Consider the following 21,190-nt stretch of genomic DNA (forward strand, 5'->3'; position numbering starts at 1 on the left):
GCGGCCTATACTCCCAAGGGAAATCACTCGTTAGAGGGAGCAACGTATGTCACAGAGCGTCCTCATCAAGGACACCACGCGAGAAGAGCGCGAGGAGATCGTGCGTCGCGGACTCAACTTCTGCGGCGACGGCTCATGCGAGCAGTGCAGCGGCTGCTCGATGGGCGTGGGCTCCATCGACGCCATGTACCAGCCCTACATTGACGGCAAGCTCGAGCTTGCGGAGGTCAACATGTTGCACGCCGCCACCACCTTCACGCTGGGTGGCGGGAGAAGCGCAAGCGCCGCACCAGGAACTAGCACCGAGACGAACAAAGAGTAGCCGAGGTCCCATGCACGCACGCACCCCCAAGCACTTTGTCCTCGAGGAGCGCCTTGAGCGCTACGCGGACTTCATCGAGCCTGCGCCGCAGGACTACGCTGGCCGCTGGGCGGAGGCCTGCTACCCCCTGGGCGGCCCCACCACCCCAGCAGGCGCCGGTGCCCAGGCGGGCGCCGCCGCGCGCACCGGACGCTTCCGCGAGGTCCGCCTCGACCTTGGCTGCGGCAAGGGTGCCTTCACGGTGGAGGCCGCCCGCCGCGAGCCGGACGTGCTCTTCCTCGGCATGGACGGCGAGCCGCTCTGCATGGCCTACGCCGGCGGTCTCGCAGCCAAGAGCGGCCTTGAGAACGTCGTCTTTCTCGCCTGGGACGGCCACCGCGTGACCGAGGCGTTTGCCCCGGGCGAACTCTCGCGCATCTACCTCAACTTCCCCACGCCATTCCCGCGCAAGCGTCAGGCGCGCCGTCGCCTTACCGACGCCACGTGCCTCATGGAGTACCGCCGCATTCTCACGCCAAATGGCACCGTCCGCCTCAAGACGGACAGCCGGCCCCTCTACCTTTTCACGCTCGAGGAGCTTGCAGCGGCAGGCTACACGGTGCTCTGGACCAGCGAGGACGCCCGCGCGGACTTCCCCGACGACCCAACAAGCGGCTACGAGGAGCGTCTTGCCGCCAACGGCGCCAAGGTCTTCGCACTGGAAGCGACCCCGGGGCCCGCACCCGCGCACTTCTCGCCCACGCCACAGCGCGGCCTGGTGGAGTATCTCCCCCAGGATCTTGAGAAGCTGGACTACGTCCCCCTGGGCATGGAGGCCACGGTTTGGAACATGCGAAACCGCGAGGCAAAGCTCTGGGCAAAGGGCCACAAGGGCACGGGGCGTGCCGATAATAACGAGAAGACCAGCTAGCAACAAAATGCGCCGCCTTGCAACAGACAAGGCGGCGCAGATAGCAGGCGGTATTTCTCGAACCCCTACGCGGTGGCATCGCCGCCATGCGCCACAACGCAGGACTGCGGAGCAGGCACAAAGCCCTCGAAGATCACCGGCGCACCCTCCGACTCGGAGGCCAGCATGTCTTGCTCGCTGCGGATGGTCCACGTGACCAACTTGCCGCCAAGAACCCCACACACCAGGCGCACCGCAGGCTGCTCGCGGTCGTCAAACTTGTACGCAATAAAGTCGGGCTTGGCAGCCACATTGCCGAGAAGGGCGGTTGCCCCCACGCGCAACGGCAGCGGCAGGGCCTTGGCGCTGGCGCCGGCATCTTCGGCGAGGAAGTTCATCGAGAGCTGCCCGCGAATGACCTCGGGACGGTTGCGGCGCAGCCACACCAGCACGGCGGGGTCGAAACTCTCGATGCAGTAGCGCACGTCGAAGGTGTCCAGGCACTCCATCACGCGGCTGGTGAGGAGGTCGGCGTTCTCGCAGTAGGTCTTGATCTCAATGATGAGAGGTGCGGGCATGGATCCCCTGCCGTCCCACTCGAAGATGCGAAGGACCTCGCCAAGCGTAGGGATGCCCTGGTCGGTCCCGTTGAGACGGTACTCCTCAAGCTGTGGACGCGTGAGCTCCTCGACGATGCCCTCTTTGCCCGTCATGCGCTTGAGGTCGGAGTCGTGAATGACAACCAGACGATCGTCCGCCGTTAGGTGCACGTCAAGCTCCACGCCAAAGCCGTACTCGCGAGCGCGCCTGAAGGCGGCCAGCGAGTTCTCCGGCGCGCCCAGGGAGTCATCGTGGAGGCCTCGGTGCGCATAGCGGTAGCGCAGGAACTCCTCCCAGCGCTCGTCGACGGTCTTGTTGCCTGCGCGAGGGGCCATGCCACACACGGTAGCAGCTCCCAGCCCCACGACCATACCGGCTGCGAAGAGCGCCGGATGCTTGCGAATCATGCAGTTTGCCATCGACAATCCTCCATCCAGGCGTCGACGGGACAAACTTGCCGCACCGGCGGCGCGCTAGTCGACGTCGAACGACTCAAGTCCTCTCTTCTCGACCAACTTTGAGTCTCCATGGTGCACGAACAGCATTGTAATGAAGCTTGCCGCAACAAACACCGTTGCGTAGATGAAGAGCGAGCGATAGCTTACGTTATGCATGAGCCAACCCGCGGCGACGGGCGTAACCGTCTGTGCCGCCATTGAGAAGGTGTAGTAGAGGCCCGTGAACTTGCCGGTATCGGAACCCTTGCACATCTCGACCACCATGGGCAGCGAGTTCACGTTGATGCCCGCCCAACCCATGCCGAGGACGATCATCACCACGTAGAGCGCGGGCGAGAATCCCATGCCCACGAAGGTCCAGGCGGCACAGAACGCAAAGCCGCCGGCGAGAAGCACAATACCTCCCTGGATGGTGCGCTTGCGCCCCACACGGCTTGCGATGGCGCCCACGGGGATGTACGAGACGATGGCACCCACGTTGGCCACGATGAGGCAGCGGCTGGCCTCGCCCAGTGCCATACCCCACTCTGCCTGCGCATACGTTGTGAACCAGGTCTCCATGGCGTTGTAGCCAATGAACCACAGAGCAATGGACGCGAGAAGGAAGCCCAGCGAGCGCCTGACCGGCGCGGGGAGCACCTCCTTGCCCGTGGAGGCGTCCGTCTCGACGAGGTTCTCCTCGGGGTGCTTGGCCTCGTAGGCCGCGACCTCGGCCTCGAGCTTGGGCTCCTTCACGGTGAGAAACACGATGGCCACCGAAGCCACCATGATGGCCGCCACGATCACAAAGAGCGGCAGGTAGTCTACGTGGTCGAGGCCGGCGGTGCGGCTCTTGTTGTAGAGCACGGAGGCGATTCCCAGGTAGATGATGCCGCCCACGGCGCCCATGAGGTTGATGATCGCGTTTGCGGGTGAGCGCAGCGGCTTGGGCGTGCAGTCCGGCATGAGCGCCACGGCCGGGCTGCGGTACGTGCCCATGGCGACGAGCACAAAGAGCAGCACGCCAATGAACGCTGCGAGGAGTGCACCTGAGCCGTCCGCGTAGTATGCGTTGTCAATGATAGGCAGGAAGATCATGCCCACCACGGCAAGCGCCGTGCCCACTAGGATGAAGGGCATGCGACGGCCAAGGCGGCTGTGACACCGGTCCGAGAGCGAGCCGAAGAACGGCAGGAGGAAGAGGGCGAGGACGTTGTCGGCGGCCATTATCATGCCCGAGAACGTCTCGTCCAGATGGAACGTGTTCGTGAGCATGAGGGGGACCACGCTGTTGTACATCTGCCAAAACGCGCAGATGGAGAAGAACGCGAAGCCTATAAGGACGGTCCTGCGCACATTGAGTTTCACGGGGTTCCTCCTCGCGCCGGTGCTGCCATGCATCCTTGATGCTAGCCGGGGCCGTGGCTGATAGCGGCGTTGGCCGTCGGCGGTCTGGCAGGCGGCTTGGGATGCAACGGTGGAGCAGCGAGTCGGGCGAGAAGGCAGCACTGGCACGCTACCCTTAGCGCCGAATCCACCGGACGCCAGCGGGTGATACTGTAGAAGCTTGCAAACTCAGCCCTGCAGCAGAGGGACCCCACTGCGGGACTCGCAAAAGGAAGGCCACAAACGATGCCCAAAATCACACCAGGAAACAGGCTTTACCTGTACAGGCTTCTCTCGTCCACCCTTGGCACCAACCGTCAGGCGCTGCTCTCGCACGTCGAAGAGGTTCTCGAGGAGGACGGCATCGCGCCGCAGGACCTTGGGCAGAACGACGTCCAAAGTCTTATGGAGGCGCTCCCCGAGTTCGTGAGGCTCACCGTCTTCAAGAAGGGGCGCGTCTACGCGACGGTGATGCCCAACGAGGAGTACGACGGCTACCTCGAGCGCGCGGGCCAGTCTAGCTCCGACAACACAGCTGAGAAGGGCGGTAAGGGGAAGCCGTGGAAGCGTCGTAAGGGCTCGCACGACCCCAAGCCAACTAAGCCGCGTCATGTTGAGCAGTCCACGCCGGTGCCGTCGCCCGTGGTGGAGGCGGAAACCGTAGCTGAGCAGGAATCGGCACCTGAGCCCGCGCCCACACCGGCAGCCGAGCCCGAGGTTGAGGCCGAGGTCGCACCCGAGCCCGAGCCCGCACCTGCCGACGAATCATCCGATAAGGCCAATACACCGCAGGTAGAAGCCGAGGAAGCTGAGAAGCCCGAGACAACCGCCAACCCTGGCATCAGTCTCACCATCACCTACGACCCCTACGCGGACATGGAGGCGGACCTTGCGGCGGCTGCCCAGCCGCAACCCAACGCGCCAACGCCCGCCGTGTCACCGGCACCGGAGCCCGCCGCGACGCCCGCACCGGCACCTGCCCCGGCTCCACAGCCCCTCGCCCATCAAAACCTCCCCGAACTCTTCTCGGCAGAAGTCCACTGCAAGGACGAGCTTCTCCGCCTGCTCTACCAGAAGCTTCCCATCGACGCCGACGTCACGCGCACGCTTGACGAGGATTGGCGCGTGGCCCGCTCGACGGGCGCCCTCTCGGGCACAAGAAGCCGCGTCACCTTCCCGCTTCGCTACCTTCACGAGGACGGCTCCGGCCCGGTCGAAGTCACGATTCGTCGCACGTCGCGGCCTTCGTCCGGCAAGCAGTGGAGCCTCGCGCTGGTGGACGGCGATGACGGGACCGGGGCGGTCCACGAGCAGGTTGGCCTCGAGGGCCTGCCGGCCGCAGACGAGGGCGCCTGGAGCGACCTTGCCGGCACTCCGCTGCAGAACGCGGGAGCCCCAACCGTAAGCCCCCTCCGCGAGTTCGCCCAGTTTGCGGTCATCGGTTCTTGGGAGCGCGTGCTGGGAACGCTTGCCACAATGGCGGCGCCGGAGCGCTGGAACTTCCCTGGCGAGGGCGTTGGCAGCCCCTCTCGCTACGGCATCCTGCGCGAGTACCTCACCGTGACCTTCCACAGAGCCGTTGAGCAGGGACGTGTCACCATCTCGGCAGACGGCACGCTGGCAGCCTTCAACACGGGGCTGCTCACCCCCTTTGGCGAGGACGTCTACGCGATCTTCTCGCCCAACGCAGGCGACATCCCCTGGAAGCTCGACGGCTTTGCCGCCGCTGGCTCGGGCGAGCTTGGCGCCCGACTTGTGGCAACGCTCCCCGAGCTGCCGGAACCCGCGAGCTACCTCAAGCGCGTCGAGGACGTTGCCTGCCAGCCGGGACGCATGCTCATCCTCGACACCGAGGCGCTTCTTGGGGAGAAGGTCGGCCGCCTGCCACGGGCGTTTCTCGCCGAGCAGCTGGCCGACAACCCCGAGGCATCGCGCCTGCTTCGTGGTGGCATGAACGCCGGCGATGGTCGCCTGGGACGCAATGCTTGCAGGAACCTGGCGCGCGCCATCAAGGCGGATCCCAGCCTCTATCGGCGCATGGCAAGGGCGCTCCAGGATGCAACGTCCCTCTCGCTTCACCTTGCACGGGCAAGCTATCGCATGGTGGTGCCAGCATATGATCCAGCCACCGGCACGATGCGGCTCCTACTCCCGCTCTGCCTGGTAGACGATGGTGTGGCCGATTGCGCCGTGTCGCTCGAGCTCATGCCGTCGGGCGCGTACCGCGGGGCGGCAGTCCTCTCGCTGTCTCGCGCGTATGCCTGTGCGCGCGTGGTGAGCCGTGACCAGCCCGCGTGGCTCTCCCCCGAAACCGTCCTGTAGCCTTGGACGGCTAGACTGGAGCCACAGAGTACCGAAGGTTCGCAACGACACCCCGCTGGAGGTATGCATGTCGAAGATCGAAATGAAGACCCCGCTCGTCGAGATGGACGGCGACGAGATGACCCGCATCATCTGGCAGATCATCAAGGACGAGCTCATCTGCCCGTATGTCGACCTCAAGACCGAGTACTTTGACCTGGGCCTCAAGCACAGGGACGAGACGGGCGACCAGGTGACCATCGACTCCGCCGAGGCCACCAAGCGCCTGGGGGTAGCGGTCAAGTGCGCAACCATCACCCCCAACGCTCAGCGCGTGGAGGAGTACCACCTGCACCAGATGTGGAAGAGCCCCAACGGCACCATTCGCTCGATGCTCGACGGCACCATCTTCCGCGCGCCAATCGTGGTCAAAGGCATCGAGCCCGTCGTGAAGTGCTGGAAGCGCCCCATCACCATCGCGCGTCACGGATACGGCGACGTCTACAAGAACGTCGAGTACCGCGTGCCGGGCGCCGGCAAGGCGGAGCTGGTCTTCACCGACGGCGAGGGCCACGAGGAGCGCCGCCTGATCCACGACTTCGACCAGCCCGGCGTCATCCAGGGCATGCACAACATCGACTCCTCCATCGAGGGCTTTGCGCGCAGCTGCTTCGAGTACGCGCTCTCCACGCACCAGGACCTGTGGTTTGCCTCGAAGGACACCATCTCGAAGATCTACGACCACCGCTTCAAGGACATCTTTGCCGACATGTACGAGGCAGAGTACCGCGAGCGTTTCGAGGCTGCCGGCCTCACCTACTTCTACACCCTCATCGATGATGCCGTGGCGCGCATCATGAAGAGCGAGGGTGGCTTTATCTGGGCATGCAAGAACTACGACGGCGACGTGATGAGCGACATGCTCTCATCGGCGTTTGGATCGCTCGCCATGATGACCTCGGTGCTGGTCTCGCCCCACGGCCAGTACGAGTACGAGGCCGCGCACGGCACCGTTCAGCGCCACTACTACAAGTACCTGCGCGGTGAGGAGACGTCGACCAACTCGGTGGCCACAATCTTCGCGTGGACCGGCGCGCTCGCGAAGCGCGGCGAGCTGGACGGAACCCCTGAGCTCGTGGACTTCGCGAAGCGCCTGGAGCGCGCAACCGTCAAGACCATCGAGGATGGCCGCATGACGGGCGACCTTGCGCGCATCACTACGCTTGAGAACCCCACCAAACTCAACACGCGCGACTTCATCCTCGCCATTCGCGAGGAGCTTGAGGCCGGGGCGTAGGAGACGCGTTCCAGGTGCCAATATCGCGCGCGGGGGGGCGAGGCCGCAATGGCCTCACCCCCTCCCGCGCTCTATGAATGCTCGTAACGAAATCTAGAGCTTCCTACACCAGCGCCTTGACCTTCCCAAGCAGGGCGCGGACGTCGTCGGTCCTGGTGAGGCCGGTCTCCTTGTCGATGATCGAGCTGTAGACGTGAGGGATGACCCTCCTCACGCCGGCATCCAACACGACGTGCATGATCTCGTCGAAGTTGTCAAGGGTTATACCACCCGTGGGCTCGAGCACGAAGTCCTTCCGCGCGCATGCCTCCGCGAGCGCCCTCAGCTCGTCCTCGCAGCGGAGACCGCCCATCGGGAAGAATTTGATGGAGTTGCCGCCCATCTCGCGGACGATGTCAATGGCCGTGTCGGCGGGAACGAGTGCCGGCGCCTTGGAGTCCTTGGAGATGGGGCCTGTCGAGACCTTCACGAGGCCGGGGACGCCAGACGGCGCGCACATCGCATTGATATGGCACTCGTCATTTCCAACGTTCGTGCGGGTCGCGCTGACCTGACAGAACGCCTGGTTGAAGTGGTTCGCCTTGACGCTCTTCGCGACCTCGGCGACCATGTAGCACTGCTTGGGGTTGCCGCCACCTAGGCCTACCGAGAGGTTGCCATCGAGAACCTCCATATAGCGCCCCATGTCCTCGACGCACGTGGGGACGTCCGGGTAGTCCGCGGTGAGCACACCGACCTCAACGTGGTGCTCCGCGGCCTCGTATATCTCCCGAGCATTCTCCAGGCTCCCGCCCAGGACGTTCAGGCAGACGCGGTCGTTATAGTAGTTGATTGCCATGATTTATCCCTCCATGATCTCTCTCAGTCGCTCCGCAACAAGCTCCTTGTCGCCTTCGAGCATCGGGCGCGGGTCGAGGTCCAGGAGCCCGAGGTTGAGGAACTCGGTGCGCGCCCAGACGATCGGGTCCCCCGCACGCAACTTCTCGTTGACCGCCTGCATGGTGATCCCGGCGGGAGCCCCCTCTCCGAGGGACACGCGGCAGCGGTAAATCGCTCGGCCCGCCTCGTCCCGAACCTTCTCGGCCCTCAGGCCGGGAATCCCGTTGACCGCGCTGACAAGCCAGTCTACCTTCTCCTCATTGGCTGCAGCCTCTGTCTCGTGGTCACGGGCGTCGTACTGGTCGAGGGCTGCGAGGAGGCCGACAATCTGCTCCTTGCCGACCTTCATCGCGCGACCGATGCCCGTGTACTGCTTCCGGACGTTGGCCATGATGTCTGCCCGCCCGGTCACGAATCCGGACGTCGTCGCCTCGATGGCCTTGGCGCCGCTGTACGTCACGGCGTCCGCCCCGAGTGCGATGTACTTCCGGAGGTCCTCCTCTGCGGCGCAGTCCATCACGAAAGGGAGTCCGTGGGCGTGGGCGATGTCACGCATGACCTCAGGGGCAACCATGCCCTTCTGCACACAGTGGTGGCTCTTCACGTAGAGGAGCGCCACGGTCCTTTCGCAGATGGCCTCCTCTATGTCCTCCGGCCTCACCTCATTGGCCTGGCCAGCCTCCACGGGCACGCCTCCACCGAGCCTGATCATCGTCGTCATGGGGGCGCCGTAGTTGATTGAGTGGCCCTTCTGGAGGATGACCTCGTTTGGTAGGCCCGACGAATCGGGCAGGCGCATCATGTCCGACCAACGGCCGCGCGTAACGAGCGCTGCGACCGTTAGTGCTATCGCGGCCGAGGCACATGACGTGGGACAGGAATCCTCCGCGCCGGTATGCCGGGATATGAACTCGCCGGCGCGCTTCATAAGGTCCTCGATGACCACGTAGGACTGGCCACCCTCCTTTGCTGCCTCGGCGACCCGGTCACTGAAGGCCGAGACACCGAGCACCGTCACCCTGCCGGACGCGTTGACAACGCGCCTAAGACCGAGGTCCTGGTAGATTCCCAAATCAAACCTCCTAACCGAGCAAAGCGCCCAGAATCATCGCACCGAGAATGGCACCACCGGTCATTTCCTTGCCCATCTTGTAGAAGATTGCAGCACCAATAATTGCGCCAATGCCCGCATACACGTTGTAAGAAGCAGCAGAGATCATGATGAGGGGAGCGAGGTAACGACCGGTTGTGTTGCCTGCGCCCATCATGATTCCGGTTCCACCAACCGCAACTCCCTCAGGCATGAACTTACGAATCAGAATGACCACGGCGCCAATCGCAGCACCGATAATCGCACCGGTAATCAGGGCAATAAAGAAGTTCGAGAACGGAAACTCCCATCCCATAGAGAGGAAGAGACCTGGAAGACCGATGCCTACGCCTGTCATGAGCGAGCCACCGATATCCATCAGGCCGACCAGCGGGCCCTCAAGGATGCGGGCGATTAGAAATCCTGCGGCAAAGCCTGCAGCGGCTGTGAAGTCACCGGTGTCGATACCGCCCTGGAGCATGGCAACAATCGACACCTCGTTGAAGGCTCCAGTGTGGAACTTGAGGTACATGAAGGTGCCAGCGAAAATCGCCGCCGCAGCTCCCATAACCAGCAGAATGAAGGTTGAATCCTTCATCATGAACTTGCTAAATGCAGACATCTTTGGCGCCTCAGCGACCGCCTGATCGTTTGCTTCGTTTGCCATAGTCAGATCCTCCGTTTCTAGAAGTTGTTGAAGAAGCCGCGGAAGTAGGCAATTGCGATAAACATCACGACAACGATTGCGATGAGGATCTTAACTACATTGCTCTTGTAGCCATTCTCATCTGCAGTCTTGCCAATCAGAATACCGAGGACAATTCCAGGAATAGCGTTGCCGCTCACGAGCGCAGAGATGCCACCGAGGACGGTTCCCCAGATGCCGGTGCTCTTTCCGCCATCAAGCGCCGCGAGCCAGAACACCGCAGGCATGACGGGGTTGATCAGCCACGTAGTTGCGGGCACGAGAACTCCAGAGGCAACGTCAGAGAGCTTTTGAGGAATAACCGAAGACAGGGAGTTCAGGAAGGTAACGAGAACCGCGCCTACGCCAGCGCCAGCAATTGCCATCTTGCCGGGATCTTGAACGGTCTCTTCGACATTCTTGTTCCTCGCCAGGAGAATACCGGCTGCCCAGTTAGGAATGATACGGTGCATGACGTCCTGGGTAAGCGCACCCGCTGCAACAGCAGAAGCTGCAGAGGAGAAGAGAAATCCCAGGCCAAATGAGAAGTGCGCAACGGGATCCCCACCGCATGCGTTCATCTCGCCGAGAGTTCTAAACGAACCCATTGACTGAACCTCTGGAGCATGGAACATGCGGGAAGCACCCGCTGCGATGCAAGCGCCACCAATGGCTCCGATGATGATTGAATAGATAACGATTTCAACCATTAGACCTCACTCCTCTCGAACTTCAAGTACTTAACGTTCACCTTTATGCTTGCCGTGACGTCATAGCGCGTTCTCTTCCTAGGCATAAACACGCCCAAGAAATGCTCAGTGAACTCGTTCTTGACGACTCGGTCGAACACCACGCTTTCCGCGGTCATTTGGACTATCGGAGCCTCAATCTCCGAAAAGACCCTGTTTCGTAGCGCCTTGAACAAATCGTTGGAGGCATCGACGAGGGTCTCACCTTGGGCATGAACCCGTATCGTGCGAACGTCCTCTGCTAGGAGTTCCTCTCCCTCAAGTGCGCCCAGCTCCTCATCAACGCCCTTCTCGAACACGGTATCCATGACTTTGCCGGCAGCCCGAACCGCATCTTCCTTACTCGTCATGGGTCTCACGCCATGCCTGGACTATCTTCTCGCCAAGCTCCTCGACATCCAGAAAGCCTAGGCCGATGACCTTGTTGCCTTCCTTCACGGCCGTATATGCAGCATCGGTGCTTCGAAGCTCGGAAACGGCAGGCCATCCATACTTGGTGTGAGCGGTCAGAGCGCCAGCGCCACCAGACCCGCAGAAGCTCACGCCGAGGTCGGCGCCCTTCTCGTTCATCACATCACCAAGCTTCATGTCCGCGGCCATGCCGGGGATAACGTAGGCGGTTCCGCCAGCCTTTTCGACCCCGCGGGCTACGGCCTGGCCCTTTCCAAGCCTGTGCCCAATTACAACCAGAGGACGCTTTTCTTCGCTCATTGCATGCCTTCCTTTCTCAACGCAACTTCGATATGAGTAGCAAGGAGGAAAATCTCCGACTCGCTAATCCCCTCCGACTCGTCTCCATAGGCGAGTCGAACTACCTCACGGGCAAGGTCAAACGCATGGGAAGAAACCTCTCCGAAAGCATCTTCGAGACCCTCCGTAAACTCACCCGCTTCTATTCGACGCTTCAGGGCATCAATGTGGTTGCGGAACATGGGCTCCTGCGCGTCATCGAAGACAACACCCCGAGACGATAGGAAGCTTTCGACACGATTGACCGTCGAGGACAAATCAAACGTTTTATAGGAGGCCACAGGAGTGGATTTAGTGGCGGTATCTTTCAATGTCCTCCCCCTTTGAATAAACGCTCTCGATAACCTCGACCTTCTTCTTAAGAGAGATGGTGTCTCCGGTTGAGTCTGCGACCACATCATCTGATTCAGTGAGGGAGACAAGGTTGACGTCGCCAACCATGCCCGGCTTGAGCTGGCCCAGCCCCTTGAGATGGAATTGTGCGGCGGGGGCGCTCGTAACCTTCCTTACGGCGTCAGGGAAAGACTCTCCAAGACTTATGAGCTTGCTCATAACAGCGGCGATGCTGTAAACGGGACCCTCGTAATTCTCAACATGAAGATCGGTGGAAATCGTGTCGCAGTCAAAGCCGAGGGCAAGTGCCTTCTCATACGTCTTGAAGCTGAAGCTCTCTATTCCATGGCCAACGTCGAACCGAACTCCACGGGCACGTGCATGCAGTGCCTGGGGAAGAATTTTGCCTTCTTCCGTAACAATGCCACCTGGCTTGCCGTGGTACGTATGAGTGATTCCGTCGCCCTTCTCAAGAAGGTCAAGAACGTCATAGAGGGCAGGTGGGAAGTTGCCTACATGGACGAAGAGCGGAAGTCCCAGCTCATGGGCAGTCCGTGCGGCGACGACTATCGGACGCAGGCCCTCTTCCCCCACAACACTCGATGATGCGCGTGCCTTGATGCCCACAATGTTGTCGGCATGCTCACACGCAACTCGTTCGCAGGCTTCGACATCAATCTTTGATGGGTCGTTGAGCTCGTGACCTCGAAGAATTCCCTCCTCAGAGATGTTGAGAAGGGTGAAGACTTTCGTCTGGGCCTTATCGATATAGTTGGTCTTGAAGTCATCGTACGTATCGGATCCACTGCTGCCTGCGTCGAGAACCGTAGTGGCTCCCCGCTCAAGCCCAAGCACATCGGGCTCCAGCCCCAGGAATGACTTTGGGTAGACGTGAGTGTGAATATCGATGAATCCTGGGGTGACGTAAAGCGAAGACGCATCAATTACCTCGCCTTCCTCAGGAAGGCCCTCTCCAACTTTGGCAATTCTGCCATCTCTGAGAATCACGTCTCCGCGCTCGCCCATTAGGCCATTAACTGGCGAGAGGAGCATTCCGTTCTTTATGGTTACCGATCTCACGTTAACTTCTCCCTTCACTGAGGCCAAGCAATAGCACTCACCCGGAACAGTGTTGATTATTGTCCCGATACAATTCTCGTGTGTCTCGATTGTGTTTAACGGTCGTTTCGAGACTGCAAGCGGTATCGAAACGGAGGAAGGCACGGAAGAATACTAAAGTGTGTGGAAGGGCCGCTTGCTATATCCGCGCTTAGGTATCGACGAGGAATCATGTACAAGTACGAAGAGATCGTTCGGGACATCGAGGAATGCATCGCAGATGGCACTCTTAAGCCGTATGCGAAGCTTCCTCCCGTTACAGAGCTCTGCTCTGCATACGGAGTCAGCAAAAGCACCATCAATCAAGTGCTCCAAACTCTGTCTGATGAGGGCTTGATATCGCGCAGGCAAGGATCAGGCATATATGTCAAGGCAATTGAGACCAGCTCGATAGGCTGGAAGGTTCCCAACCAAGTTGTTCAAATTGCCCCGAGAACAGCGAAGATGCCAAGCAATGACTCCATCGACGTCATTGATTTCAATGTCATTAGGCCAGAATCCCGAATTTCTCGTCTGCTGGGAATCAACGGGCAGTCATTCTTGTACTTTGTGACGCGTATGCACCGCAATGGACCGTTACCCATTTGCATGGAATATGTTTATCTTCCCATCGAGTCTGTTGGCAGTCTCTCTATGGCCGCTGCCGGCGGGGACGTCACCACTGAGGTTACGAAGCACTCTGGAGTGCCTGTTGGGAGCTTCGAGAAGACCGTACGTTCGGTATTGTCAACAAATGACGAAAGGGCAAGGTTAAAGCTCGAATATGGGACACCACTCCTCGAGGTCGAAGAGGTGGGATACCTTATGGACGGCAAGCCCTTTGGCGTCTTCATAAAAAGATTTCCCGGCGATCGCTTCGAGTTCAAGGCAACAGGCAGCGACGCCAGCTCTTCTGGAAGCTCGGGAAAAGGGCTCTAGCAAACCAGGGTTTGTCCCACGCTTTCGACAAACAGCACTTAAGCCGGCAGCGAGTCCAAGTCCCACCATCTGAGATCAGCGACCACAATTCTCAGATGGTCTTCAATCATTGAGGCACCTATCTGCTCAATCTCCGGAGGGAGGGGCTCCGATTCGACGCCAACTATCTCACGTCAATTCGCACCGCTCGTGACCATCTGTCGTCGCTCGAAATCCGCCAAAGCCTCAGCGACGTCGTCCACCAGCACATCGGCACCCGCACGAACGGCCTCCGGCGCGCGGTTGAACGTATACGCCACATCTGCCTCGCCAAGAAGCGGCAGGTCGTTGAAGGAATCACCGATGCCGCCAACCAAGCCCAACCCAAAGCGCTCCCGTGCGATTGCCAACCCCGTGCCCTTCGAACACCCCGCGGGCACCACGTCCACCGACTCGAGGTTCTGATACGCCGCAACCCTTCCACCAAGTAGCTCTCCCACCCTGGCAGCAAAGCTCGAAGCCCTCTCCTGACTGGCAAAGCCCAGCGAGACAACCTGAACCGATCCTCCACGCTCCCCCGGCTCGACCGAGAGTGCCTCATCGACGGAACCCACGACTCTCAGCCGCTTGAGAAACGCCTTGGGCAGCCCAGGAATGTCGCTCTTACCCAATACCAGATAGCCCGAGTTCACAGCCAGAAATGGCGGCCGCGAGGTCTGCCCGCGCGCCACGTCCAGAATCGCCCGCACGTCGTCGTTGGGTATTTCGCGTGAGAACAGCGTGTTTCCTTCGGCGTCACTCACACACGCGCCGCTGCTCGTGATGGCGAAGTCAAAGCTGAGGGCGTTCCCCATATCGTCGAGAACGGCGCCAAGCGGCCTGCCTGTGCACACGCCAAAGAGGCCGCCGCGCACCCGGAACTCCTCGATAGCCGCGAGGTCACGGGGAAGAAAGTGGTGGAACGGATGGTCGTCCCCACCAATCCCAAAGAAGAGCGTCCCGTCGAAGTCGCTTGCCAACGCTCTTCCCGAAATCGCTGCGTTTTCCATTACTGGGCAGCCTCGAATGGACAAGCCTCCTTCACTTTCCTATTGACTCCGTTGGACCCACGAGCCGGTGGAGAAATCCTGAATCCAGCCAGTTGGATGCCAGTTTTTTATGTCATTGGCATCGCCGGTTATCTCGTACTCGACAAGCCCATGCTCGACACCCTCGCTGTCTTTGCTCAAGAGACTGAAGTACCTCACGCGGCCGGGATCATCCTCCGTAAGCATATCGACGCCATACTCTGACTTGTCACAGTCAAGCCCAGCCAGCGCTGTGGGCAGAACATCGGCATTGCTCACCGGTTCTTGAGAGACGACATAGGGCTGGCTTCCCTGTTCATGAGTCTCGGGTGGTTTCACGAGCATAATCGGATTTGCAGCAAAATCAGTAAGGGCAAACGCGTCGGATGACGCGAAGTAGCCGTGGTCAGCGGTAATGATGATCGTCGCATCATCATAGAGCCCCAAGGCCTTGAGCTGCCTCAAGTACTCGCTCACCGTGTTCATGCTGCCGACGGCCTGCTGCGCACGAGAGAGACCGGTCCCAGGCTGACCGTACTCGTCCATCGTGTAGGGATAGTGCGCCCCGTTAAGGTGGATGAACCTAAAGGCGCCCGTCTCGCCCTCGTCCACCGCAGCGAGCCCAATCGACTTCAAGTCGCTCGCATATCCGATGTCGTTCGTCGTGTAGGGAACCTCCGAGCCGCGATTGGGGTCGACCTCGCCTGTCGGCTGCTCGCTAGCCTCTACCATCGCCTGGTTGATATCGTCCGTGTAGAACCAGAAGAACGGCTTGAACGGCCAGGGAAGGTCGCGGAACAGGGCGCATCTGTAGAGCGCACGCAGCGTTCCCTCCTTGTCGAGGGCCGCATCGGCGGGCCGCCCGTCAGTGGGAACAATGTTGAACGCATTGTCCCGGTAGTAAGGGTTGTCCGTCGGGAGGATATCGCTGTAGAGGCCTACGTCATATCCGGCGCTGGTAAGGTCGGTCAAGTACTGGTGTCCCTCCGTGTAGTCAGGCGCCGCACTGTTGACGCGTTGTTGCCCTACAAGCATCGTGGGAATGGCGTTTCGGGTTGGCGTGACGACGGCACTCGAGTTCTGATACCACGTGAACCCCGTCATCTCGTCGAGAAGGGCGGGATTCTGCTGGACAGCAGGAACAAGGTCCATCGAGGTGTCATACATGTCGAGCACGAACACGATGATGTTCTTCTTGGGAGAGACCGTGAACAGTCCACGCTCCGTCATCGTGTATTCTGAAACCTCTTTGGTCGTGGTTGCCGAACCTGAGGAGAACAGGCTCGCCACGCCAACACCCTGGATCACGATCAACGCCGCGGCCACAAAAGAGACGACGCTCTGCGCAACGGAGCGGTTGATACGGCTCAACTCGAGTGGCGCAAGGAGTATCGCTGCCCAGACCAGGGTGGTCCACACCGCCGTCCTCGCATACTGGGTCCAGTCGACCACAGAGCCATCCGCACTCGGAAGATTGCCGTTAAGGAAGATGGCTTGAGCGTAGGAGGCAAGCACGAAGCCAAAGGCGAGCATCAGCGCCACATTGAAGGCACGCCCGCGAAGGAGCACGAGAACGGAGGCGATGGCAACCGCCACGGCAACCGCCGGCAGCACGAACACCTGCCATGTCTGCGAGAGGGAGAAAATGAGGCTTGCGCTGTTACCGGCGATGAGCTCGTACGGGGCGGAAATCATAAGCGTCAACGAGAAGAGCGCCCCGACCAGGAGGCCGGAGACCAGACGCCTCGGCCAGCTGGGTGAGTAGCCGTTCTCGGGCCTTTTTCCGCCGTCCCCGCGAGCCTGGCCGCCCGCGGCGCCCATCGCCTCGCGGGCCGCCGCGTCCGCCGCGGGCTTCCCGGACGGGTCGATGCGGGAGACCGCGGGCTCGGCCACGCGGCCCGCGTCCTCGTCGATGTGGAGCAGCCTCATGAGCGCCCTGCGCGTGCGCCTGAAGGCCACGCCCAGCACCGCCGAGAGAGCCACGGCCACGGCGGCGAGCGCCTGAATCGTGTAGGTCATGACCGAGGGGTCCACGTAGGCGTAGGCCGGGGCGGCCGGGACAAGCACCCACACTGCAGTGAGGGCAGCAGCGTAGAGCCCGTCATGGAGCGCAAGCGCCGGCATCACTTTTCTTCTCGTACTTCTCAAGATCGAGCCTCCTTCATGTTCCCGCCGAGGTCAGTGCCAGATGCGTTTTGCATCCTCGTCGGTGATGATCCATTCGTTGCCATCGAGGTGCCAGTTCGAGAAGTCCTGGGAGTCCCCAGAAATCTGGAATTCGCGCCAGCTGGTATCAAGCTTGCCGTTGCTCGTCGTCATGAGATAGTAACGCAGGCGGTCTGCAGGGTCCGTGCGGTCCTCAATGGCCTGGTTGTACTCGCCATAGTGGTCAAGCACATCCTGCGATGCCCCCATGCCCTTGAGCATCGTTGCCTGCAAGTCGTAGTGACTCACGGGCTGCTGCGAGATCTGGCAGGGCACCGAGTCAGCCTCGGCAGACTGCGCAGGCTTCACAAAGATGATGGGGGTCGTGACGTCGTTGATCTCGTCGGGCGTAAGGTACCAGGTGCCGTGGTCCGCAGTGATCACGACCGTCGTACTGTCATAGAGCCCCAAGCGCTTGAGCTCGCCCAGATACGTGCGCACGATCTTGAACGCGCCCACCATCTGGGACTCCCAGTCATTCGACTCCGCGACACTGTTGCCCTCGGCATCCATGATGAAGGGATAGTGGGTCCCCTCAAGGTGAATGAAGCGGAACGAGGCATTCTCGCCGTTGACGGTTAGGCCACTCTCCTTGAGCTTCTGGAAGTATGCGGGATCATCGATGGCGTAGGGCGTGGTGTCGGGAGACGAGACGCCCTCGCTCGAGACCATGCCCTGGTTGAGCTGGTCGGTATAGAACCAGAAGAATGGCTTGGCAATCCACGGCATGTCGCGGTAGAGCGCGCATTGGTACAGGATGCCCAGCGTGCCCTGCCAATCGAGGGTCTCCTTCGCGACCTCGGAAGTTGATTCGAAGTTCTCGACGCGCTCTCCCAGATAGCCGTCCCAGCCGTCAATCCAGCCAGCAGTATCAGAGTAGACACCCGTCGTGTAGCCCTGGGCAGCAACGTCATTCAAGAAGTAGCTGCTTGTGTACATGTTTGCGAGAAAGTCTGCCGCATCCTCGCCCGGCTTGGGCCGCACGCCCGTGAGCAGGGACGGAATGCCATAGCGCGTAGGGATCATCGACCCCACGCTGTTCTGGTACCACGTGAAGCCATCCAGGCCGTCGAGCATGGCGGGGTTGTCGGCAAACGCCTGCTTGGCATCCGCAGTGTCTGTCATGTCCAGCACAAAGCACACCACGTTCTTCTCGCCCGAGACGTCAAAGAGGCCCTTCTCGGTAATGGTGATGGACTCTGGCTCGGATGCCGCCTTAGACACAATGTCAACAACGCCGGCAACCTGCACGACGATCAGAGCAGCGCTCAACGCTGCGGCAGCGGCCCTCCCCACGCGCGGACGCTTGACCGCAAGAGCAACAAGGAAGACGACGATCGCCGCCCACACAAGCAGGCTGATACCAGTGATGGATGCAAACTGGGTCCAGTCCACAAGGTTGCCATCGGCGACTGGCAGGTTTGAATTCATGAAGAGCACCTGCACATAGGCGCCAACGCCAAGTGCCACGGCAATGGCAATGACCACGTCAAAGACGCGCCCACGAATTGCCGAGATGGCAAGGCTGGAAACAGCTGCGATAACGAGACCAGCCACCACCACAACCTGCCACACTTGCTTTACGCCAAAGAGGAGGCTATCGGAGCTGCCGGCAACAAGCTCGAGCGGTGCCACCACGAGCACCGTAAGGACGAGAAGCACGCTTGCGAGAAGAGAGAGCCCCAGGCGGCGACGCCAGGGGAGGCCCTCCGGGCGACGCGCGCCGGCCCCGCGAGCCTGGCCGCCCGCGGCGCCCATTGCCTCGCGGGCCGCCGCGTCCGCCGCGGGCTTCCCGGACGGGTCGATGCGGGAGACCGCGGGCTCGACCACGCGGCCTGCGTCCTCGTCGATGTGCAGGAGCCTCATGAGCACCCTGCGCGTGCGCCTGAAGGCCACGCCCAGCACCGCCGAGAGAGCCACGGCCACGGCCGCCAGCGCCTGGATCGTGTAGGTCATGACCGAGGGGTCCACGTACGCGAGGGCCGGGGTGGCCATCGCCGTGAGCAGGCAGGCGCTTATTACAGCAAGGCCAAGGACGTCCCACACAAGGACCAGCAGGTTCCCAGCAATGCGGTTCGCACCCTTCAGGGAGCGGCTACTCATCATCGCTGCCCTGATCCCCCGTCCCAAACGCGCCAGCCGCAGTGATGTCCTTGCCGTCCTGCTTTGCGAGGACCTCGCCGAGGATGTACTCGCCCGCCGCCTCGCCACCGTGGCCAAGGTTGTAGATGAAGCCATCGCGGATCTGGCGGATCTTGTCGTTCCAGACGGAGGAGTTGGTGACCATGTCATCGATGACGCCCTCGAGCTCGGAGAGATCCTTGGGGTCGAGCGAGCGACCAATCTGGTTGCGCAGCGTGATGTCGGTGGGCGTGATACCAACCTGCTCGTAGTCCGGGTTGATAACCTTCATGGGAGTGTCGATGAAGAGCGAGGGCTTGAGCGTGGTGAACGAGAACTCCTCGGCAATCGTGGACCAATCGGTCACCAAGACGTCGGACTCGAGGATGGAACTGTGGCCGGAGAAGTCCGCCTCGATGGTGAGCTCATCGGGGCTCACCTTGGAGTAGCGCTCGACGAGCGCTTCCCAGCGCGGGCGGTAGCGTTTCACGTACTCGGGGTGGGGACGAAGAATCACGTGGTAGCCGTGGCCAAGCAGGCGCCCGAGCATGTCGTCGATGCAGGTGTCGAGGATGTTGTCCGTGTTCCACGAGGGCGCGATGAGGATGATAGGGCGCTCGTGCTTCTCGTGCGGCATCTTCTCGTAGTCTGCCATCTCGCGGTCGAGAAGGTCGTAGCCAATCTCGGGGACCTTCTTCTTCTGCGTGTGATAGGCCTTCTCCATGGCGCGGATCTCTGCCTTCTGGTGAGGCCCAACGCACATGATGGTGTCGTAGTTGTCGTACTCCTGCTTGGTGCCCGTCATGTGCATCGAGGTCATGTGGTGGCACATGTAGATGTACTCGATGTCCTTGCGGATGTACGAGCGCTTGATGTAGTACACGTCGAGCGCGCCGAGCGAGGTGACCACAACGTCGGCGTCCATCTTCATCATGAGGGTGATGAGGCGCTTCTGGTCGAGGAAGTACGGGATAAGGCGTGGCTCGCGCTTGGCGATGTCAAAGACCTGGTCGTTGGGGTCGCTCGTAAGGTAGTGGATGCGCACGTCGGAGTTGTTGAGCAGCCACTCGATGGCACCCTGGAAGTACTTGTAGAAGCCGGAGCTCTCCGAGTAGAAGACCAGGTGCTTGCCGTCAATCTTGAAGAAGCGCTTGTAGTCGGCCTTCGCGCGGCGGGCCAGCGGGTCTGGCTGGTACCACTTGCGGTCGCCCTTAGTGGCCTCCTCGATGGCATTGAACTCGTCGCGCGCGGCATTGAGGTCCTCGTAGTCGATGTAGTCGCGCGGCTTCACAATCACGTTGCACAGCGCCTGCACCGCAATGGAGAGCAGGTTGGAGCACACCCAGTAGAACGCCATGCCACACACCACATAGAAGCCCAGGAAGAGCGAAAGCGCGATGGAGAGGCCGTTGGTCATGTTCTTCTCGGCGCGAGACTGCTCGCGCTGGAGGGGGTTGATGTGGTTGGAGGCCCAGCCCATGATTACCGCCGAGAGGCCGGCAAGCAACGGCATGATGAGCGACGCACCGCCGCTCTCGATGGGCACGAGGCCCAGAAACTCGGTGCCGGGCGCGCCAGAGTCCGTGATGGAGTGGATGACGTCCACCAGGCCAAAGAGGATAACCACCTGGATGGCCAGGGGGATGAGCGAGAGAAGCGCATGGTAGTGCTTCTCGTGGTAGAGCTCGTTTTGCTTCTCCTCGATGGTCTCGCGGTCACCGTAGTAGCGGCACTTGATGCGGAAGAGCTCGGGCATGAGCTGCACCATCACGATACTGTTCTTCTGGCACCACACCGAGAGCGGCATGAGGATGACCTTGGAGAACAGGGTGAAGAGAAATATTGCCGCCCACCAGCTGCCGGTGAGGTTATAGGCCGGCTGCACGATAAGCGAGAAGAAGCTCGCAAGCGCCTCAAACATTGTGTGACTCCCGGGGTTTTAAGCTGACATTGGGACCGAGATACCTTACCACGCGCAAGCGGGGTATTTACCGCTAGTTTACGAGCTAGGGAGCGATAACACAGTCTCGGTGCGGGAGGGGCCCACCACAGCTGCGTGCGGT

The 21,190-nt window shown here is 61.0% G+C and carries 19 protein-coding genes; 5 read left to right on the forward strand and 14 right to left on the reverse strand.

Translation table 11 applies throughout. The annotated features are described in order from the left end of the window. Positions 1 to 46 precede the first annotated feature (46 nt). The gene (locus BMX94_RS02675; RefSeq protein WP_091003137.1) at positions 47 to 322 is read left to right on the forward strand and encodes an NADH-ubiquinone oxidoreductase-F iron-sulfur binding region domain-containing protein; all 276 of its coding nucleotides are present in this window, start codon (positions 47 to 49) and stop codon (positions 320 to 322) included. A gap of 10 nt (positions 323 to 332) precedes the next feature. After that, the gene (gene trmB / locus BMX94_RS02680; RefSeq protein WP_091003139.1) at positions 333 to 1,232 is read left to right on the forward strand and encodes a tRNA (guanine(46)-N(7))-methyltransferase TrmB; all 900 of its coding nucleotides are present in this window, start codon (positions 333 to 335) and stop codon (positions 1,230 to 1,232) included. A gap of 65 nt (positions 1,233 to 1,297) precedes the next feature. Here trmB and BMX94_RS02685 read toward each other — a convergent pair whose 3' ends face one another. Next, positions 1,298 to 2,230 (reverse strand): glycerophosphodiester phosphodiesterase family protein, encoded by a 933-nt coding sequence (locus tag BMX94_RS02685; RefSeq protein WP_091003141.1) that lies wholly within the window; start codon positions 2,228 to 2,230, stop codon positions 1,298 to 1,300. Positions 2,231 to 2,284: 54 nt separating this feature from the next. Then, on the reverse strand, positions 2,285 to 3,616 hold the full coding sequence (locus BMX94_RS02690; protein ID WP_091003142.1) for an MFS transporter: 1,332 nt from the start codon (positions 3,614 to 3,616) through the stop codon (positions 2,285 to 2,287). Positions 3,617 to 3,880: 264 nt separating this feature from the next. Between BMX94_RS02690 and BMX94_RS02695 the strand changes: the two genes are divergently transcribed. Both BMX94_RS02695 and BMX94_RS02700 read left to right on the forward strand, forming a co-directional pair. Next, a complete protein-coding gene (locus BMX94_RS02695) occupies positions 3,881 to 5,956 on the forward strand; it encodes a DUF3825 domain-containing protein (protein ID WP_091003145.1) in 2,076 nt (691 codons plus the stop codon). 67 nt (positions 5,957 to 6,023) lie between these two features. Next, complete coding sequence (locus BMX94_RS02700; RefSeq protein WP_091003146.1) at positions 6,024 to 7,232, forward strand: NADP-dependent isocitrate dehydrogenase; 1,209 nt, start codon at positions 6,024 to 6,026, stop codon at positions 7,230 to 7,232. A gap of 103 nt (positions 7,233 to 7,335) precedes the next feature. Here the strand turns inward: BMX94_RS02700 and dagF are convergent, their stop codons facing one another. The 8 genes from dagF to BMX94_RS02740 are packed head-to-tail and all read right to left on the reverse strand — an operon-like array spanning position 7,336 to position 12,798. Further along, positions 7,336 to 8,070, reverse strand: coding sequence for a 2-dehydro-3-deoxy-phosphogluconate aldolase (gene dagF, locus BMX94_RS02705; protein ID WP_091003149.1), 735 nt, complete (start codon positions 8,068 to 8,070; stop codon positions 7,336 to 7,338). Positions 8,071 to 8,073: 3 nt separating this feature from the next. Beyond that, positions 8,074 to 9,183 (reverse strand): DgaE family pyridoxal phosphate-dependent ammonia lyase, encoded by a 1,110-nt coding sequence (locus BMX94_RS02710; protein WP_091003151.1) that lies wholly within the window; start codon positions 9,181 to 9,183, stop codon positions 8,074 to 8,076. Between the two features lie 10 nt (positions 9,184 to 9,193). Next, on the reverse strand, positions 9,194 to 9,868 hold the full coding sequence (locus tag BMX94_RS02715; protein WP_218138447.1) for a DUF4310 family protein: 675 nt from the start codon (positions 9,866 to 9,868) through the stop codon (positions 9,194 to 9,196). Positions 9,869 to 9,885: 17 nt separating this feature from the next. Beyond that, the gene (locus tag BMX94_RS02720; RefSeq protein WP_091003154.1) at positions 9,886 to 10,596 is read right to left on the reverse strand and encodes a DUF4311 domain-containing protein; all 711 of its coding nucleotides are present in this window, start codon (positions 10,594 to 10,596) and stop codon (positions 9,886 to 9,888) included. Beyond that, positions 10,596 to 10,985, reverse strand: a complete 390-nt coding sequence (locus tag BMX94_RS02725) for a DUF4312 family protein (RefSeq protein WP_091003156.1) — start codon at positions 10,983 to 10,985, stop codon at positions 10,596 to 10,598. The genes BMX94_RS02720 and BMX94_RS02725 overlap by 1 nt, the downstream gene beginning before the upstream one ends. Then, entirely contained in the window at positions 10,975 to 11,346 is a 372-nt protein-coding gene (locus BMX94_RS02730) for an SFCGS family glycine-rich protein (protein WP_032110359.1), read from the reverse strand. Before BMX94_RS02730 ends, BMX94_RS02725 begins: the two co-directional genes overlap by 11 nt. Further along, positions 11,343 to 11,696 carry a hypothetical protein gene (locus BMX94_RS02735; protein WP_143052251.1) on the reverse strand — a complete coding sequence of 118 codons (354 nt, stop codon included), beginning with the start codon at positions 11,694 to 11,696 and terminating at the stop codon, positions 11,343 to 11,345. The genes BMX94_RS02730 and BMX94_RS02735 overlap by 4 nt, the downstream gene beginning before the upstream one ends. Beyond that, on the reverse strand, positions 11,677 to 12,798 hold the full coding sequence (locus BMX94_RS02740; RefSeq protein WP_143052252.1) for an amidohydrolase/deacetylase family metallohydrolase: 1,122 nt from the start codon (positions 12,796 to 12,798) through the stop codon (positions 11,677 to 11,679). The genes BMX94_RS02735 and BMX94_RS02740 overlap by 20 nt, the downstream gene beginning before the upstream one ends. A gap of 210 nt (positions 12,799 to 13,008) precedes the next feature. Here BMX94_RS02740 and BMX94_RS02745 point away from each other — a divergent pair, with 210 nt between their 5' ends. Further along, a complete protein-coding gene (locus tag BMX94_RS02745; RefSeq protein WP_091003165.1) occupies positions 13,009 to 13,755 on the forward strand; it encodes a GntR family transcriptional regulator in 747 nt (248 codons plus the stop codon). 173 nt (positions 13,756 to 13,928) lie between these two features. Here BMX94_RS02745 and BMX94_RS02750 read toward each other — a convergent pair whose 3' ends face one another. The 4 genes from BMX94_RS02750 to BMX94_RS02765 all read right to left on the reverse strand — a co-directional run bounded on the left by BMX94_RS02750 (position 13,929) and on the right by BMX94_RS02765 (position 21,048). Continuing rightward, positions 13,929 to 14,753 carry an HAD hydrolase family protein gene (locus BMX94_RS02750; protein ID WP_177171299.1) on the reverse strand — a complete coding sequence of 275 codons (825 nt, stop codon included), beginning with the start codon at positions 14,751 to 14,753 and terminating at the stop codon, positions 13,929 to 13,931. Positions 14,754 to 14,822: 69 nt separating this feature from the next. Beyond that, positions 14,823 to 16,949, reverse strand: a complete 2,127-nt coding sequence (locus BMX94_RS02755) for an alkaline phosphatase family protein (protein ID WP_143052253.1) — start codon at positions 16,947 to 16,949, stop codon at positions 14,823 to 14,825. A 30-nt stretch (positions 16,950 to 16,979) separates the two neighbouring features. Beyond that, on the reverse strand, positions 16,980 to 19,112 hold the full coding sequence (locus tag BMX94_RS02760) for an alkaline phosphatase family protein (RefSeq protein WP_091003172.1): 2,133 nt from the start codon (positions 19,110 to 19,112) through the stop codon (positions 16,980 to 16,982). Then, positions 19,102 to 21,048 (reverse strand): YidC/Oxa1 family membrane protein insertase, encoded by a 1,947-nt coding sequence (locus tag BMX94_RS02765; RefSeq protein WP_091003175.1) that lies wholly within the window; start codon positions 21,046 to 21,048, stop codon positions 19,102 to 19,104. The genes BMX94_RS02760 and BMX94_RS02765 overlap by 11 nt, the downstream gene beginning before the upstream one ends. Positions 21,049 to 21,190 lie beyond the last annotated feature (142 nt).

Source organism: Olsenella sp. KH3B4 (genome assembly GCA_900111695.1).
Classification (GTDB): Bacteria; Actinomycetota; Coriobacteriia; order Coriobacteriales; family Atopobiaceae; genus Tractidigestivibacter.

What these genes read in the sequence shown, in the direction of transcription:
- BMX94_RS02765 (WP_091003175.1), bottom strand. Translation starts at nt 21,048, where the DNA reads ATGTTTGAGGCGCTTGCGAGCTTCTTCTCGCTTATCGTGCAGCCGGCC.
- BMX94_RS02725 (WP_091003156.1), bottom strand. Translation starts at nt 10,985, where the DNA reads ATGACGAGTAAGGAAGATGCGGTTCGGGCTGCCGGCAAAGTCATGGAT.
- BMX94_RS02745 (WP_091003165.1), top strand. Translation starts at nt 13,009, where the DNA reads ATGTACAAGTACGAAGAGATCGTTCGGGACATCGAGGAATGCATCGCA.
- dagF (WP_091003149.1), bottom strand. Translation starts at nt 8,070, where the DNA reads ATGGCAATCAACTACTATAACGACCGCGTCTGCCTGAACGTCCTGGGC.
- BMX94_RS02700 (WP_091003146.1), top strand. Translation starts at nt 6,024, where the DNA reads ATGTCGAAGATCGAAATGAAGACCCCGCTCGTCGAGATGGACGGCGAC.
- BMX94_RS02675 (WP_091003137.1), top strand. Translation starts at nt 47, where the DNA reads ATGTCACAGAGCGTCCTCATCAAGGACACCACGCGAGAAGAGCGCGAG.
- BMX94_RS02760 (WP_091003172.1), bottom strand. Translation starts at nt 19,112, where the DNA reads ATGATGAGTAGCCGCTCCCTGAAGGGTGCGAACCGCATTGCTGGGAAC.
- BMX94_RS02695 (WP_091003145.1), top strand. Translation starts at nt 3,881, where the DNA reads ATGCCCAAAATCACACCAGGAAACAGGCTTTACCTGTACAGGCTTCTC.
- trmB (WP_091003139.1), top strand. Translation starts at nt 333, where the DNA reads ATGCACGCACGCACCCCCAAGCACTTTGTCCTCGAGGAGCGCCTTGAG.
- BMX94_RS02715 (WP_218138447.1), bottom strand. Translation starts at nt 9,868, where the DNA reads ATGGCAAACGAAGCAAACGATCAGGCGGTCGCTGAGGCGCCAAAGATG.
- BMX94_RS02720 (WP_091003154.1), bottom strand. Translation starts at nt 10,596, where the DNA reads ATGGTTGAAATCGTTATCTATTCAATCATCATCGGAGCCATTGGTGGC.
- BMX94_RS02685 (WP_091003141.1), bottom strand. Translation starts at nt 2,230, where the DNA reads ATGGCAAACTGCATGATTCGCAAGCATCCGGCGCTCTTCGCAGCCGGT.
- BMX94_RS02730 (WP_032110359.1), bottom strand. Translation starts at nt 11,346, where the DNA reads ATGAGCGAAGAAAAGCGTCCTCTGGTTGTAATTGGGCACAGGCTTGGA.